Origin of the sequence: Sphingomonas koreensis (assembly GCF_002797435.1) — a bacterium.
Lineage (GTDB): Bacteria > Pseudomonadota > Alphaproteobacteria > Sphingomonadales > Sphingomonadaceae > Sphingomonas > Sphingomonas koreensis.
In genome coordinates this window covers 116053-131046 of sequence record NZ_PGEN01000001.1, presented here as the reverse complement: position 1 = coordinate 131046, position 14994 = coordinate 116053, and the positions used below count along the sequence as shown (strand labels likewise).

15 protein-coding genes are annotated in these 14994 nt (G+C 65.7%); 6 read left to right on the top strand and 9 right to left on the bottom strand.

Translation table 11 applies throughout. The features are described 5' to 3' along the window. Positions 1-458: 458 nt before the first annotated feature. From BDW16_RS00670 to BDW16_RS00645, 6 genes are all read left to right on the top strand, one after another. Positions 459-2723: a sensor histidine kinase gene (locus BDW16_RS00670; protein WP_066575089.1), complete on the top strand. Its 2265-nt coding sequence runs from the start codon at positions 459-461 to the stop codon at positions 2721-2723. Between the two features lie 5 nt (positions 2724-2728). Next, complete coding sequence (gene ntrX / locus BDW16_RS00665) at positions 2729-4105, top strand: nitrogen assimilation response regulator NtrX (protein WP_066575082.1); 1377 nt, start codon at positions 2729-2731, stop codon at positions 4103-4105. 154 nt (positions 4106-4259) lie between these two features. Next, positions 4260-4772, top strand: coding sequence for an RNA chaperone Hfq (hfq, locus tag BDW16_RS00660; RefSeq protein ID WP_371836684.1), 513 nt, complete (start codon positions 4260-4262; stop codon positions 4770-4772). Between the two features lie 20 nt (positions 4773-4792). After that, positions 4793-6085, top strand: a complete 1293-nt coding sequence (hflX, locus tag BDW16_RS00655) for a GTPase HflX (RefSeq protein WP_066575069.1) — start codon at positions 4793-4795, stop codon at positions 6083-6085. Then, on the top strand, positions 6085-6735 hold the full coding sequence (locus BDW16_RS00650) for a peptidylprolyl isomerase (RefSeq protein WP_066575068.1): 651 nt from the start codon (positions 6085-6087) through the stop codon (positions 6733-6735). The genes hflX and BDW16_RS00650 overlap by 1 nt, the downstream gene beginning before the upstream one ends. A gap of 79 nt (positions 6736-6814) precedes the next feature. Further along, positions 6815-7162: a hypothetical protein gene (locus BDW16_RS00645; protein ID WP_066575067.1), complete on the top strand. Its 348-nt coding sequence runs from the start codon at positions 6815-6817 to the stop codon at positions 7160-7162. Here BDW16_RS00645 and BDW16_RS00640 read toward each other — a convergent pair. The 9 genes from BDW16_RS00640 to BDW16_RS00600 all read right to left on the bottom strand — a co-directional run bounded on the left by BDW16_RS00640 (position 7159) and on the right by BDW16_RS00600 (position 14978). After that, positions 7159-7548: a VOC family protein gene (locus BDW16_RS00640; protein WP_066575066.1), complete on the bottom strand. Its 390-nt coding sequence runs from the start codon at positions 7546-7548 to the stop codon at positions 7159-7161. The two genes, BDW16_RS00645 and BDW16_RS00640, sit on opposite strands and share 4 nt — an antisense overlap. A 67-nt stretch (positions 7549-7615) precedes the next feature. Continuing rightward, positions 7616-8407, bottom strand: coding sequence for a nucleoside triphosphate pyrophosphohydrolase (gene mazG / locus BDW16_RS00635; RefSeq protein WP_066575065.1), 792 nt, complete (start codon positions 8405-8407; stop codon positions 7616-7618). 22 nt (positions 8408-8429) lie between these two features. Next, a complete protein-coding gene (locus BDW16_RS00630; RefSeq protein ID WP_066575063.1) occupies positions 8430-9050 on the bottom strand; it encodes a retropepsin-like aspartic protease family protein in 621 nt (206 codons plus the stop codon). Then, positions 9047-9811 carry an MBL fold metallo-hydrolase gene (locus BDW16_RS00625; RefSeq protein WP_066575060.1) on the bottom strand — a complete coding sequence of 255 codons (765 nt, stop codon included), beginning with the start codon at positions 9809-9811 and terminating at the stop codon, positions 9047-9049. The genes BDW16_RS00630 and BDW16_RS00625 overlap by 4 nt, the downstream gene beginning before the upstream one ends. An 8-nt stretch (positions 9812-9819) precedes the next feature. Further along, positions 9820-10599: a TatD family hydrolase gene (locus BDW16_RS00620; RefSeq protein WP_066575059.1), complete on the bottom strand. Its 780-nt coding sequence runs from the start codon at positions 10597-10599 to the stop codon at positions 9820-9822. After that, positions 10596-12152 carry a methionine--tRNA ligase gene (metG, locus tag BDW16_RS00615; protein ID WP_066575058.1) on the bottom strand — a complete coding sequence of 519 codons (1557 nt, stop codon included), beginning with the start codon at positions 12150-12152 and terminating at the stop codon, positions 10596-10598. The genes BDW16_RS00620 and metG overlap by 4 nt, the downstream gene beginning before the upstream one ends. Positions 12153-12190: 38 nt before the next feature. Beyond that, complete coding sequence (locus BDW16_RS00610) at positions 12191-13174, bottom strand: AAA family ATPase (protein ID WP_066575056.1); 984 nt, start codon at positions 13172-13174, stop codon at positions 12191-12193. Further along, complete coding sequence (gene tmk, locus BDW16_RS00605) at positions 13171-13794, bottom strand: dTMP kinase (RefSeq protein ID WP_066575054.1); 624 nt, start codon at positions 13792-13794, stop codon at positions 13171-13173. Before tmk ends, BDW16_RS00610 begins: the two co-directional genes overlap by 4 nt. Beyond that, a complete protein-coding gene (locus tag BDW16_RS00600; RefSeq protein WP_075152030.1) occupies positions 13791-14978 on the bottom strand; it encodes a D-alanyl-D-alanine carboxypeptidase family protein in 1188 nt (395 codons plus the stop codon). Before BDW16_RS00600 ends, tmk begins: the two co-directional genes overlap by 4 nt. Positions 14979-14994: the final 16 nt, after the last annotated feature.

Below are 14994 nucleotides of genomic sequence, written 5' to 3'. Positions count from 1 at the left end.
ACGATAGCCAATATGTCCCTAGCATTTCTCTCGGAACTCGCCGGAGGCTTGTGATGAAGACAATATCTCTTTTATCACTTGTTATTGCGGGCTTCACCGCGCCGCTTGCAGTTTATGCGCAGAATCAGGATCCAGCCCCTAGCACAGTTACGGTGTGCTCGGGAAATACATGTTACGTAATGTTGTGCAGCAATTCAGGCTGCCAAATAGTTCATCAGTACCCTTGGGCAAAGAAAGTTACTAATTAGACATCGGCTTTCGGACTTGCTTGGCATTTAAGGAAGACGGCTTCTGCACTACTCGCCGGTTGGCGGGAAAGTGACGTACCCATACTCCGCAAGCGGCTGGATACGCTAGGGATCGACCTCGGCGGACCGCGGCAGGATGGCACGCCCTAGCGACGGATTGCCGCAAGAAGTGTGTTTTCAAGGCAACGGCTATGTTGTAGCCATGCAACGATGACCGCCGTCGCCGAGCCGATTGCCGATACACTGCCGGGTGCGCGGCGGTTCACGCTTACCCCGATCCTGGAGCTGGTCATCTTCGGCGTGGCGGTCGGCATGATGCTGACCACCTATCTGGTGATCAGCGGCAACACCGAATCGCAGCGCCTGCTGACCCCGCCCCTTGTCGCGCTGCTGCTGGTCGCAAACCTTGTTCCGTTGGTCGCGCTGATCGTGCTGATCGGCCGCCGCGTTGCGATGCGGCGCGCGGCGCGTTCCGTGCTGGGCGGGCGGGCGCGGCTACACGTCCGGCTGGTGGCGATCTTCTCGATCCTGGCGAGCGTGCCGACGATCTTCGTGTCGATCGTCGCGTCGCTGCTGTTCCAGTATGGCGTCGAGTTCTGGTATTCGGACCGTGCGCGATCGATGCTGGAGAATGCGTCGAAGGTGGCGCAGGGCAGCTTCGATGACCTGGGACAGCGCGTCGGCGCCAACACCGAGGCGATGTCGATCGATTTGGCGCGCGCGCTGAGCGAAGGCGTTCCGATCGATAGCCGCGAGTTCTTCAACTATCTGCTGGTTCAGACGACCCAGCGCGAACTGTCCGAAGCCGCAATCGTCCGTGAATCCAGCACGGGCGAAATTCTGACGCTTGCCATCCTCAATCCGTATGAGCGATTGATCGAGGAGCAGGTGAACGCAAGCGCGATCCGTGAACTGAAATCGGGCAAGAAGCAGATCGTGGTCGAGGATGCGGGCGGACGCATCCGCGCGCTCACGCGGTTTCCGGGTACGCCGAACACCTATCTCTATGCCGCTCGCGTGGTCGACCCGGCGCTGCTGGAACGCAAGGCGCGTGCAGAGTCAGTCGTGCGGGACTATGCCGCACTGACCGAGCGTTCGCGCTCCCTCCAGCTCCAGTTCAACATCGCGCTGCTGGTTCTCTCGCTGCTGATCGTCGGTCTTGCCGTCTGGGTCGCGCTGGAGATCGCCGATCGCCTCGTCCGTCCGGTGGGCGACCTGGTCAAGGCGGCGCGGGACGTGGCCGAGGGTGATCTCGCCACGCGCGTGCCGACCACGCGTGCGGAGGACGAGCTGGGCATCCTCGCGACGGCGTTCAACCGGATGACCGACCGGCTGCAGGAACAGACCAACGCGCTCGTCGCTGCCAACGCGCAGTCGGAGAGCCGCCGCGCGCTGATCGAGGCGGTGATGTCCGGCGTGACTGCGGGCGTGGTTTCGATCGATGCGGACCAGCGCATCCGCGTCATCAACAGCTCGGCCATGGCGCTGCTCAATCCCGGCGAGGCACCGGTCGGGCGGCTGCTGTCCGACGTCGCGCCCGAGCTCGACCATCTGCTCGGGGGCGAAGCGCGCGAGGATATCGTCCAGCTCGCCAGCGGCGGCGAGGCACGGACGCTGGCGGTGAAGATCACCCGTGACGAAGGCGGGCAGGTGCTGACGTTCGACGACATCACCCAGCAGTTGCTCGACCAGCGGCGGGCAGCCTGGTCCGACGTGGCGCGCCGCATCGCGCACGAGATCAAGAACCCGTTGACCCCGATCCAGCTCGCCGCCGAGCGCCTCCAGCGCCGTTATGGCAAGCAGGTCGATGCCGAGGACGGCACCTTCGCCAAGCTGACCGACACGATCGTGCGGCAGGTAGGCGACCTGCGGCGGATGGTGGACGAATTCTCGTCCTTCGCGCGGATGCCCAAGCCGATCTTCCGCGAGGAATCGGTGCTCGATATCGCGCGGCAGACGATGTTCCTGCACGAGGTGGCGAAGCCCGAGATCCGTTACACCTTGACTCATCCCGATCCGGTGCCGGCGCTGGTGTGCGATCGCCGACAGCTGGGCCAGGCGCTGACCAATCTGGTCAAGAACGCGACCGAGGCGGTCGAGATGCGGACCGAGGCGGAAGGCGAGGGCGAGCGCGGCCTGGTGGAGATGACGATCCGCGCGGGCGAGTCGGGGCAGCTGCTGATCGACATAGACGACAACGGCATCGGCCTTCCCGCCGAACGCGAACGGATCGTCGAGCCCTATATGACGACGCGCGCGCGCGGCACCGGCCTGGGGCTCGCGATCGTCAAGAAGATCGTCGAGGAGCATTTCGGGACGATGACCTTTGCCGACCGCCCCGGCGGCGGCACGCGCGTGACGCTGTGCTTCGACATGGCAACGCTGGAGCGCCTGGCGGGAACCGGTGGCGAGGACGGCAGTGACGAACCCGGTGGCGCAATGCCGGCCGGGCTAACCAGAACGAAGAACGGGTAACGCGTATGAGCTTGGACATTCTGGTCGTCGATGACGAGCGCGACATCCGCGAACTGGTTGCAGGCGTGCTCGAGGACGAAGGCTATGAGACGCGCGGCGCCGCGGACAGCGATGCCGCACTCGAGGCGATTGCCGAACGGCGGCCGAGCCTCGTGCTGCTCGACGTATGGCTGCAGGGATCGCGGCTCGACGGGCTGGAACTGCTCGACGAGATCAAGCGGCGCGATCCCTCGCTCCCGGTGCTGGTGATCTCCGGCCACGGCAATCTCGACACCGCGGTCGCGGCGATCCGGCGCGGCGCGAGCGACTTCATCGAGAAGCCGTTCGAAGCCGAACGGCTGCTGCTCCTGGTCGAGCGCGCAACCGAGACCGAACGCCTGCGGCGCGAGGTCGCTTCGCTGCGCGCGAGCGTGGGGCGCGAGACCGATCTGACGGGCACTTCCGGATCGATCAACAGCGTGCGCGCGACGCTGAAGCGGGTCGCCGCGACCGGCAGTCGGGTGATGATCACCGGCGGGCCCGGTACCGGAAAGGAAGTCGCCGCGCGCCTGCTCCACGAATGGAGCAACCGTGTGAGCGGACCTTTCGTGATCGTCAGCGCGGCCCGGATGACACCCGAGCGCGTCGAGGAAGAGCTGTTCGGGGTCGAGGACGGCGATCTCGTCCATCCCGGCCTGCTCGAACAGGCCCATGGCGGAACCCTGTTCCTCGACGAGATCGCAGACATGCCGCTGGCGACGCAGGGGCGGATCCTGCGCGTGCTGACCGAACAGAAATTCACCCGCATCGGCGGGCAGCGGCAGGTGAAGGTCGATGTGCGCGTGGTCTCCGCCACGGCGCGCGACCTGATGACCGAAATCGCCGAGGGGCGGTTCCGCGAGGATCTGTTCTACCGGCTCAACGTCGTGCCCGTCGCGATCCCGCCGCTGACCGAGCGGCGTGAGGATATCCCCCCCCTGGTCGAGCATTTCGTCGCGCATTACGCCACCGAGCGCCGCGTGCCGACTCCCGAGGTCGCGGCCGATGCGATGGTCGCGCTGCAAAGCTATGAATGGCCGGGCAATGTCCGCCAGTTGCGCAACGTGGTCGAGGCGACGGTGATCCTTGCGCCCGGCGACCGGATCGGCCGGATCGATATCGACCTGCTGCCTGCCGACGTACTCGGCCGCCGCAGCGGCGAAGGCGATGGCGCCGGGGCGACGGCGATGATGGGCGCGCCGCTCAAGGAAGCGCGCGAGACGTTCGAGCGCGAATATCTGCGTATCCAGATCCGGCGCTTCTCGGGGAACATCTCGCGCACCGCCCATTTCATCGGGATGGAGCGATCTGCATTGCACCGGAAGCTCAAGCTGCTGGGGATCCACGAGGAACGCGAAGACTGATCGCCGAATTCCGGCGCAAGACGCTCGTCGGTCGAAAACCCGTCCGACAGGGCGGGGGAGGCCACTGGACCTTCCCCGGCCGACCGCCTACATTGCTCCACGCGCCGCGGGTGGCGCACCTCCGACGCCGGGAAACGGCGCTCTCGCGGGAAAAATCCTGCCAAAAACAATGGAAGTCGCTCCTATGGCCGACAAGCAGACATCCCTCCAGGATCTGTTCCTGAACGCACTGCGTAAATCCAAGACCCCCGTCACGATGTTCCTGGTCAAGGGCGTGAAGCTCCAGGGAATCGTCACCTGGTTCGACAATTTCTCCGTGCTGCTGCGCCGCGACGGCCAGTCGCAGCTGATCTACAAGCACGCGATCTCGACGATCATGCCGTCGGGCGCGGTCGATGTCGCATCGATCGTAGATGCGGTACCCGATTCGGCGTCCAAGAACCCGGTTTTGCAGGAAGTTTTCCTGAACGCGGTGAAGCGTCAGCAGGAAAATGTGACCATGTTCCTGGTCAATGGCGTGATGCTGCAAGGCGGGATTGCGGCGTTCGACCTGTTCTGCATGCTGCTGCAGCGCGATGGCGTCTATCAGCTGGTCTATAAGCACGCCGTGTCCACGATCCAGCCCGCCCATCCGCTGAACCTGGCTGATGACGGCGAGGAAGGCTGAGAGGCAAAGCGCCTGAGTTTATGAGTACCGGTTTCGATCGCGATACAGACGAGTTCGCACGCGGCGCGCGGGCGGTGGTGGTCTATCCCGACCTCGGCGGCAGCACACGCGACGCCGAGGCGCGGCTGGAGGAAACCGCCGGCCTTGCGCTGGCGATCGGGATCGAGGTCGTCGAGCGCGTCGCGCTGCGCATCCGCGCGCCCAAGCCGGGCACGCTGATCGGATCGGGCCAGGTCGATGCGCTGGCCGAGACGGTGCGCGACAGCGAGCTGGGTCTCGCCGTGTTCGACGCGGCGCTGACGCCGGTGCAGCAGCGCAACCTTGAAACCGCACTCGGCTGCAAGGTGATCGACCGCACCGGCCTGATCCTCGAGATTTTCGGTGAGCGTGCGCGCACGGCCGAGGGCCGGTTGCAGGTGGAACTGGCGCATCTCGACTATCAGGCGGGACGGCTGGTGCGCAGCTGGACCCACCTCGAGCGCCAGCGCGGCGGCTTCGGATTCCTCGGCGGCCCCGGCGAGACCCAGATCGAGGCCGACCGCCGGCTGATCCGCGACCGCATGGCGCGGCTCCGGCGCGAGCTCGACTCGGTGAGCCGCACGCGCGGCCTGCACCGCGACCGGCGCCAGCGCGCACCCTGGCCGGTGATCGCGCTGGTCGGCTACACCAACGCCGGAAAATCGACGCTGTTCAACCGCCTGACCGGCGCTGACGTCATGGCGGAGAATCTGCTGTTCGCAACGCTCGATCCGACGTTGCGGCAGATTTCGCTGCCCGGAATCGACAAGGCGATCTTGTCGGACACGGTGGGGTTCGTGTCGGAACTGCCGACGCAGCTGGTCGCGGCGTTCAAGGCGACGCTGGAGGAAGTGGTGTCGGCCGACCTGCTGATCCATGTCCGCGACATCGCGCATCCCGATACGCAGGCGCAGAAGGACGATGTCGAGGCCGTGCTGAAGGAGATCGGCGTCGATCCCGCCACGCCGCGGTTCGAGGCATGGAACAAGCTCGACCTGCTCGATCCGGAACAACGTGACGAACTGCTCGCCGAGGCCGGCAAGCACGACGATGTGGTCGCGGTGTCGGCACTCAGCGGGGAAGGGGTCGCGACGCTGATCGGTAAGGTCTCCGGCCTGCTGACCCAGGGGCACCGCCGGTACACGATCCGGCTCGACCCCAGCGACGGCGCCGGCGCGGCATGGCTGCACCAGCATGGCGACGTCGTCGAGCATTGGATGGATGGCGAACATGCCGTCTATGAGGTCCGCATGGCGCCGAAGGACTATGAGAGGTTCGAGGTTCGCGGCGCATAATGTTGGATCGGCGTGTTTTTCTTGGGTTCTGCGCGCTCTCGCTTGTCTCTGCCGCGCCGCCGCCCGAACCACCCGTTGTTCGCGTCCGGCTGGTGACTTCAGCGGGCAGTATCACAGTCGCGCTCGACGCGCGGCGCGCGCCGAAGACCGTCGCCAATTTCCTCCTCTATGTCGATGACGGCCGATTCGAGGGCACGGAATTCTATCGCACCGCACGGCGCGCGAGCGATCCGAAGCTGGGATTCGTCCAGGGCGGAATCGGAACCGATGCGCGACGGATGTTGCCCGCGCTTCCGCTGGAACCGACCAGCCGCACCGGGATCCGGCATCTGAGCGGGACGATCTCGATGGCGCATGGCATCGATCCCGATTCGGCGAACGGCAATTTCTCGATCATGGTGGGGGACAATCCCTCGCTCGACGCGCGGCCGAACACGCCGGGCTTTGCGGCATTCGGCAAGGTGATCGGCGGCATGGACGTGGTGCGCCGGATGCTCGCGATGCCGAGCGGCGGGGGGAGGGGCGTGATGCGGGGGCAGATGATCCTGAAGCCTGTTAAGATCCTCCGCGCCGAGCGGCTCGACGGCACACCCAAACCGAGCGGGCGGCCCAAAAGCTGGCTGATCACGTTGCCCTGGCACAAGAAATAACAGGCGACCGGCCGGTTTTTCCGGCCGTCCGGAAGATTCTCCACTTGCTGCATCGCAACATAGTCGCCAGATTATTGCCATGGATACCGCTAACGGAGCCGAATCACCGGCCAACCCGACACCGATCGTGCTGGAGGGGATCGTCAGGCAGCTTTGCCTGAACGCCTTCTACAACCGCACGCGCATGGTGCTGGCGCCGCATATCCTCTACATGCGCGGCGATGCGCTGTACGTCGATGCGCAGATCATCTCGCGCGATTTCGTGATCCCGCGCGAGGAGAAGATCGGCACGTTCAAGCTCGATGGTCTCAAAAACCTCGCTCTGACCGAGCGGAGCTTCACGATCAGCAAGCTCTTCGAGCGCGAGGCCGAGAAATATGCTGCCGCGCTGATGGCGGTAGAGGCCGACGCGACGGTCGCGGCCTAACTGTCGCTGCGGCAGATCACGCCAAGCTTGTTGCCGACCGGGTCACGGACATAGGCGGCATACCAGTTCGGACCATAGTGCGCCCTCAGCCCCGGCGCGCCCTCATCGCTGCCGCCATTGGCAAGCGCCGCAGCATGGAAGTCATCAACCTGTTCCCGGCTCGCGGCAGGCAGGCCGGTCATCGATCCATTGCCAGCGCTCGCATCGCCGCCGTCGAAGGGGCGGGCGATCCAGATGGTGAACCCGTCGCCGCGACCGCCCTCGGAATAGGCGCGCCAGCCGGGAAATTCGACATGGCTGGACCAGCCGATCGTGCCGAGCACGGCATCGTAGAAGCGGTTCGACGTTTCGGAATCATTGGCGCCGATCGTGACATAGGCCGACATTGCGGTTCTCCTCTCGGTGAGGAGGGAGCCTATCGCAGCATATGGAACACAACAAGAACAAAGCTGACTAGCGCCGCTTGACCTGCTGCCAGAGCGCCTCCTGCGCATCGAGGTCGAGCGTGGCGAAGGCGTCACCGGCCTCAGCTTCCATCGCGCGGAAGCGGGCCTCGAACTTGGTGTTGGCGGCGCGTAACGCCGCCTCCGGATCGACGCCGAGCTTGCGCGACCAGTTGACCATCGCGAAGAGCAGGTCGCCGATCTCCTCGGCGCGCTCGGCATCCGAGGCCGCAGCCTCGACCTCGGCGAGTTCCTCGTCGATCTTGGCGCGCGCGCCCGAGGGATCGGGCCAGTCGAAGCCGGTGCGCGCGGCGCGCTTCTGGAGCTTTTCGGCGCGGAGCAGGGCGGGGAGGCCGGTCGCAACCCCATCGAGCGCACCGCTGGCCCCCTTGTCGCCCCGCTCTGCGGCCTTGATTTGTTCCCAGAGGTGATGGCCGCCTTCGGCCGCGCCGAGGAAGATATGCGGGTGGCGGCGCTCCATCTTGGCGCAGATCCCGGCAATGACGTCGGACAGGTCGAAGTCGCCGGCTTCCTGCGCCATGCGGCTGTGGAAGATCACCTGGAGCAGCAGGTCGCCAAGCTCATCCTTGAGATCGGCCATGTCGTGACGCTCGATCGCATCGGCGACCTCATAGGCTTCCTCGATCGTGTACGGCGCGATCGTCGCAAAGGTCTGAACCGTATCCCATTCGCAGCCTGTCACAGGATCGCGCAGCCGTGCCATGATCGCCATCAGCCGCTCGATGCCAGGGGGCTCGATCGCAGCGATATCGATGGCAGGGGGTGCTTCCCGGTCGCTCATGACGAAAGTCCGATAATATACATTATGTTAAATCGCCACCCGATTGCGGTTCGAGGATCAGCACATTCCCCTCTACCCGCCAGGATTTGAGCCGCGACAGGAAATTCATGCCGAGCACGTCGAGATCGCCGAAGCTCGACGCGACGAACACGGTGAGATCGTCGGTGCCGAGCGGCCCGACCTCGACCCGCTGCGCACGTGCGCGCCGTGCTTCCACCGTGCCGTTCGCCGTCGACACGCTGACCGGCATCCCGCGCGCATAGTCGATGCCCGCGGCCTGTGCCGTTTCCTCGCTGATCGCGCTCACTGTCGCGCCGCTGTCGATCAGCATGCGGCGTTCGACCCCGTTGATCGTTGCACGCGCCCAGAAATGGCCGTCCGGCGAGAGCTGGATGCGGATGGTTTCGCCTTCGGCAACCTGTGGCGCCTCGGAAATCCCGACCTTCGACCCGATCGTGTTGAGCTGATCGAGGATGGTGTGGCGGTTGACGACGACGAGATAGATGACGCCGGCGATCGCAGCCCAGCCGATCACGGTCTTGAGGATGAAGCCCAAAGGCAGCCTGCGGATGCTGAGCGACCCCAGCACCAGCACGAGGAAGCCGACCAGCGCCACCAATTGAACGATCTGCGTCTCGCTCAAGCCACGATCTCCATGCCGTCATAGCCGGGCTCGACCCCCGCAGGCAGTTCGGCAATCAGCATCCTATAATCCATCGTATTGTCCATATGCACGAGGACGGTTCGGCGCGCACGGCATTTGCGCGCCCAGCCGAGCGTTTGCGCAAGATGGGGATGCGTCGGATGCGGCTCGCGGCGAAGCGCATCGGCAACCCACAGATCCAGCCCCGTGTAGAGCCGCTCCATTTCCGCCGTAAATTCATTGAAATCAGTTGCATATCCAACCGACTTTCCATCAGTCTCGAACCGAAGCCCTGCCGACGTGATGCCGCCATGCGGCTGATCCACGGTGCGGACGACAATGTCGCCGATGACCACGCCGTTCGTCAGCGGATCGATCGTGGCGGTGGCGCGATACGGCCCTCCGCCCTCGAAGACATAGCGGAAGCGCGCGGTGAGGCCCGCAACCGTCGCCGACGGCGCGAAGCCCGGAACCGGCTCACCCCGCGCGTGCATCAGCTGCCGCAGATCGTCGATGCCGTGCGTGTGGTCGGCATGCTCATGAGTCCAGATCACTGCATCGACATCCGCGATATCGGCGGCGAGCAGCTGTTCGCGCATGTCGGGGCTGGTGTCGACCAGGATGCGGGTCGTCGCACTCTCGACCAGGATCGAGGCGCGACTGCGGCGGTTGCGCGGTTCGGCCGGGTCGCAGTCGCCCCAGTCATTGCCGATCCGCGGCACGCCCGACGAGGTGCCGGAGCCGAGGATGCGGATCTTCACGCCCGCACCTAGGCCAGCGTTTTCGCAAACAAGGCGTGGAAGTTGGCGCGCGTCGCTTCGGCCAGTTCCTCGGCATCCTCGCCGCGCAGCTGGGCGAGGAAACGGCAGGTGTCGGCGACGAAGGCCGGCTCGCCGGTCTTGCCGCGGTGGGGCACCGGGGCGAGGAAGGGCGCATCGGTCTCGATCAGCAGGCGATCGAGCGGGAGCCGCGCAGCGGTTTCCTGCAGGTCGCGCGCATTCTTGAAGGTCACGATGCCCGAGATCGAGATGTAGAAGCCGAGCTCCATCGCCCGGTCGGCGAAGGCGCCGCTGGCGGTAAAGCAATGGATCACGCCGGGATAGGCGCCCTTCCCCATCTCCTCCGCGAGGATGTTCGCGGTATCTTCCTCGGCATCGCGGGTGTGGACGATCAGCGGGAGGCCGGTCTCGCGGCTGGCGGCGATGTGCGCGCGGAAGCTCGCCTGCTGCCGCGCTCGGTCGCTATGGTCGTAATAATAGTCGAGCCCGGTCTCGCCGATACCCACGACGCGCGGATGCTGCGCGCGGGCGACGAGCTTGGCGGTGTCGATATGCGGATGCTCGTCGGCTTCGTGCGGGTGGATGCCGACGGTGGCCCAGACATCCGCTTCGCGCTCGGCGGTGGCCAGCACCTCATCCCATTCGCGCTCGCGCGTGGCGATGTTGAGCATCGCCACCACGCCGCTCTCACGGGCGCGCGCCAGCACATCGGGCTGCTGCTCGCCCAGCCCCTTGTAGTTGAGGTGACAATGGCTGTCGGCGAGCCTCATGCCGCCGGATCCGCTGCCAGTTCGAGCCGCGGAAACACGCCGGTCGGCGGCGCGAGGCGGAAGCCCGATGCCGTCAGCGCGTCATACCAGCCCTTGTCGTCGAGCGCGGCGTGGTCGCGCGCATCCTGGCCGAGCTGATCGAGGATCTTGCCGGCGGATTCCGGGATCACGGGCAGGACGATGATGGCGAGATCGCGGATCGCGCGCACCAGCGTGCCGAGCACGGCGTGCATCCGCTCCGGATCGGTCTTGCGCAGTGCCCAGGGCGCCTGCGCGTCGATATACTGGTTGCAGGCGAAGACGGCGCGCATCCACGCCTCGAGCGCCTGACCGAGCGCAAGGTTCTCGAACGCCTCGCGGAACTCGTGACTGGCCTGGGTGACGGCGATCAGCAGTTCGGTATCCGCCGCCTCGCCGCGGCCATTGCCGGGCAGTTCGCCTTCGAGATTCTTGGCGATGAAGGCGAGCGTGCGCTGGGCGAGATTGCCGAAGCTGTTGGCGAGATCGGCATTGGCGCGGGTGACGATCGCTTCGTCGCTGAAGCTGCCGTCGCTGCCGAACGCGACCTCGCGCAGCAGGAAGTAACGCAGCGATTCGACACCATAGAGGCGCGCCAGTTCCATCGGATCGACGACATTGCCGGTCGATTTCGACATCTTCTCACCCCGGTTGAGGATGAAGCCATGCGCGAAGACCTGTTTGGGCAGCGCGATCCCGGCGGACATCAGGAAGGCCGGCCAGTAGACGGTGTGGAAGCGGGTGATGTCCTTGCCGATCAGGTGCAAATTCGCCGGCCAGTAATGCGCGAGATCGCTGCCCGCATCGGGATAGCCGATGCCGGTCAGATAGTTGGTCAGCGCATCCACCCAGACATACATGACGTGGCCCGGCGAATCCGGGACCGGCACGCCCCAGTCGAAGCTGGTGCGCGAGATGGAGAGGTCGACGAGGCCGCCCTCGACGAACTTGACGATCTCGTTGCGCGACCGCTCGGGCCGGATGAAATCGGGCTGCGCGGCATACAAGTCGAGCAGCTTCTGCTGGTATTTGGAGAGGCGGAAGAACCAGGTTTCCTCGGCGGTCCACTCGACCGGCGTGCCCTGGGGCGAGAGCTTGATGCCCCCTTCCCCCTCGGTAAGTTCCTTCTCTTCGTAGAACGCCTCGTCGCGGACCGAATACCAGCCCTCGTAGCGATCGAGATAGAGGTCGCCATTGGCCTCCATCGCCTTCCAGATCGCCTGGCTCGCGGCATAGTGATCGGGATCGCTGGTGCGAATGAAACGATCATATGAGATGTTCAGATCGCGCGCCATATCACTGAAATAAGCGGACATTTCATCCGCAAGCTGACGCGCGGTCAGGTCGCGGGCGCGCGCGGTCTGCGCCATTTTCAGGCCGTGCTCGTCGGTGCCGGTCATGAAGCGCACGTCGCGCCCCGCCTGCCGCTGGAAGCGGGCGATCGCGTCGGCGGCGATCATCTCATAGGCGTGGCCGATATGCGGCTTGCCGTTGGGGTAATGGATCGCGGTGGTGATGTAATAAGGTTCGGCCATGCGGGCGCTCTAAAGCAAGCACGCGCGGGTTTGAAGCGCTAGCGTGTGGCAAGTCGAGCCAGGATGCCCCCCATCTCGAACACCGTCGCCTGCGCATCGAGCGACTGGGCAAGTGCGAGCGGGCCGAGCTGGGAGGCTTGTTCATACGCACCCAGCGCATCGGCAAGTGCCCTTCCCTGCTTGGAGCGTGCCTCCGCGGCGATGAAAGCAGGGACGCGCGCGAGGAAAGCCTCGTAGCGTGGCTGCGCGGCCTTTGGTCCCAGCGTCTTGGCGAGACGGGAGCGGATCGAATTGTCCGGGTCGCCACGCGACGCAATCGCCATCATCTCGGTATCGAGCGAGGCGAGGTCGAGCCCCGCAAAGCCCAGCGCCCTGCCCGGCGAGCCGGCACCTGCACGGACCAGCGCGTCGATCTCCGCCGCGCTGGCCTCAGGCAGCTCGATGCGGAGGACGGACGCGACCTCGGCATCGCTTAGCGGATCGAAGCGCAGCAGGCGGCAGCGCGAGCGGATCGTAGGAAGCAGCCGGCCCGGCGAATGGCTGACGAGCAGGAAGATCGTTCCCTGGGGCGGCTCTTCGAGATTCTTGAGCAAGGCGTTGGCGGCGCCGGGGCGTTCGACATCGTCGATCGCGTCGATGACCACCACGCGGCGCGACGACATGCTCGGCTTGGTCGCGAACATCGGATTGAGCCCGCGGACCTGAGCGATCGGGATCGAGCGGGCGAGGTTCTCGCCGGGTTTGTCGGGATCCTTGGGAAGCCGCCCCATCAGGCGATAATCGGGATGCGCACCCGCTTCGATCATCCGCCGCGTCGGGCTTTCCTCGGGAACGTCGAAATCGCCGGAAAGCCCGCTTTGCCCCGCCGCCTCTGCCAGCATCCGCATCGCCGCCTGCCGCGCGAAGCTCGCCTTGCCCACGCCTTCAGGGCCGGCGAACAGCCATGCATGGTGGAGCTGCGCACCGGACAGCGCGGCGCGAAACGCGGCCTTTGCCGCGGCATTGCCGGCAAGTGACGTCATGGCAGCAGATCGACGAGCGCGTCCAGAAGTGACGCCGTGACGTCACTTTTCGCCCGCGAGGCATCGATGACGCGCACGCGATCGGGCTCTGCCGCAGCGATGCGGCGGAACTGCGCGGAAACCGCGGCGTGGAAGTCAGGCCCGCGCGCGCCGAACCGGTCGTGCGCGCCGCCGTCGCGGGCATGCGCGCGTTCGGCCCCCGCCCCTTCGGGCAGGTCGAGGAAGAAGGTGCGGTCGGGCAGCAGCCCCTTCGACCCGAAGCCGTGGAGCGCGAGGATCGCGGCGTCGTCGATGTCCTGCGCGCCCTGATAGGCGCGGGTCGAATCGATATAGCGGTCGCAGATCACCCAGCTGCCGGATTCGACCGCGGGGCGGATCAGCTTCTCGACATGGTCGGCGCGCGCGGCGGCGAACAGCAGCGCCTCGGTATGCGCGCTCCAGCGGTTGACCGCGCCCTGCATCAGCAGGCCGCGGATCGCCTCTGCCCCTTCGGTCCCGCCCGGCTCACGCGTCAGCACGACGGGGATGCCGCGTTCCTCCAGCGCCTCAGCCAAAAGGCGTGCCTGGGTCGACTTGCCAGCGCCCTCCCCGCCCTCAAGGCTGAGGAAGCGCCCCCTCATGCGAAGAACGACATGAGGCCGGCCCAGATTCGGCCGAAGAAGCCCGCCTCACCGACGTCGCTCTCAGCAACCAGCGGCATGCGCTGCTCGGGCAGGCCCGGCGCGGTGATGACGAGATCGGCGACATGTGCGCCCGCCTTGATCGGCGCCTTGATCGGGCCCTGATAGATCACGGTGGCCTTGAACTGCGGGCTGGTGCCGGCGGGGATGGCAACCGAGAGGTCGCGCGGAGCCACCAGGCCGACTTCGGACGCATCGCCAAGCTGGACCTGCGCGGCATCGACCTTGCGGCCCTTGCTCACCACCTTCTGCGCGCTCCACGCGCGGAAACCCCAATCCATGAACTTGACCGATTCCTCGATCCGCTGGTTGAAGCTGGTCAGGCCGGCGACGACCATGACGAGGCGGCGGCCATTCTGCTCCGCCGATCCCGTAAAGCCGTAGCCCGCCTCATCGGTGTGACCCGTCTTGAGACCATCGGCACCTTTGACGCGGCCCAGCAGCGGATCGCGGTTCGCCTGGGTGATCGGCGCGCCGCCCATGGTGGTGCCGAAGGTGAAGCTCTCCCGCGAGTAGAAGCGCTTGTAGAGATCGGGATGGTTCGAGATCGTCGCCTTGGCGAGATGGGCGAGGTCGCGCGCCGTCACATAGGTGCGGCCTTCATCGGGCCAGCCGTTCGAGGTGCCGAAACGGCTGTTCTTGAGGCCCAGCTCAGCCGCCTTCTGGTTCATCAGGTTGACGAAGGCTTCCTCGGTCCCCGCCACCGCCTCGGCCAGAACGACGCAGGCGTCGTTGCCCGAAACGACGACGATGCCATTGATGAGGTTCTCGACGCTGACCTTCTGACCCGGCGACAGGAACATGGTCGAACCTGCTGAAGGGCCATGCCATTTCCGCCAGGTTTCCGGCCGGACATCGACCATCTGGTCGAGCTTGAGCTTGCCCTGCTTGATGAGGTCGAACGCGACATAGGCGGTCATCATCTTGGCCATCGACGCGGGCGGCATCCGCCGGTCGGCATCCTTGGCATAAAGCACCGCGCCCGACGACAGATCCTCCATGAACGCGACCGGCGCCACGGTTTCGAACGGCGGCGTCTGGGCAGCCGTAGCGCCGGCATTCTGGGCCGCAGTGGGGGCGATGGCGGTTGCGAGAGCGGCGGCGGAAAGCAGGAACTTCTTCATGGGATAATCGGGATCC

Excerpts from the sequence above, each read along its gene's own strand:
- BDW16_RS00670 (WP_066575089.1), top strand. The coding sequence starts at position 459 with ATGACCGCCGTCGCCGAGCCGATTGCCGATACACTGCCGGGTGCGCGG.
- ntrX (WP_066575082.1), top strand. The coding sequence starts at position 2,729 with ATGAGCTTGGACATTCTGGTCGTCGATGACGAGCGCGACATCCGCGAA.
- hflX (WP_066575069.1), top strand. The coding sequence starts at position 4,793 with ATGAGTACCGGTTTCGATCGCGATACAGACGAGTTCGCACGCGGCGCG.
- BDW16_RS00650 (WP_066575068.1), top strand. The coding sequence starts at position 6,085 with ATGTTGGATCGGCGTGTTTTTCTTGGGTTCTGCGCGCTCTCGCTTGTC.
- BDW16_RS00645 (WP_066575067.1), top strand. The coding sequence starts at position 6,815 with ATGGATACCGCTAACGGAGCCGAATCACCGGCCAACCCGACACCGATC.
- BDW16_RS00640 (WP_066575066.1), bottom strand. The coding sequence starts at position 7,548 with ATGTCGGCCTATGTCACGATCGGCGCCAATGATTCCGAAACGTCGAAC.
- mazG (WP_066575065.1), bottom strand. The coding sequence starts at position 8,407 with ATGAGCGACCGGGAAGCACCCCCTGCCATCGATATCGCTGCGATCGAG.
- BDW16_RS00620 (WP_066575059.1), bottom strand. The coding sequence starts at position 10,599 with ATGAGGCTCGCCGACAGCCATTGTCACCTCAACTACAAGGGGCTGGGC.
- metG (WP_066575058.1), bottom strand. The coding sequence starts at position 12,152 with ATGGCCGAACCTTATTACATCACCACCGCGATCCATTACCCCAACGGC.
- BDW16_RS00610 (WP_066575056.1), bottom strand. The coding sequence starts at position 13,174 with ATGACGTCACTTGCCGGCAATGCCGCGGCAAAGGCCGCGTTTCGCGCC.
- tmk (WP_066575054.1), bottom strand. The coding sequence starts at position 13,794 with ATGAGGGGGCGCTTCCTCAGCCTTGAGGGCGGGGAGGGCGCTGGCAAG.
- BDW16_RS00600 (WP_075152030.1), bottom strand. The coding sequence starts at position 14,978 with ATGAAGAAGTTCCTGCTTTCCGCCGCCGCTCTCGCAACCGCCATCGCC.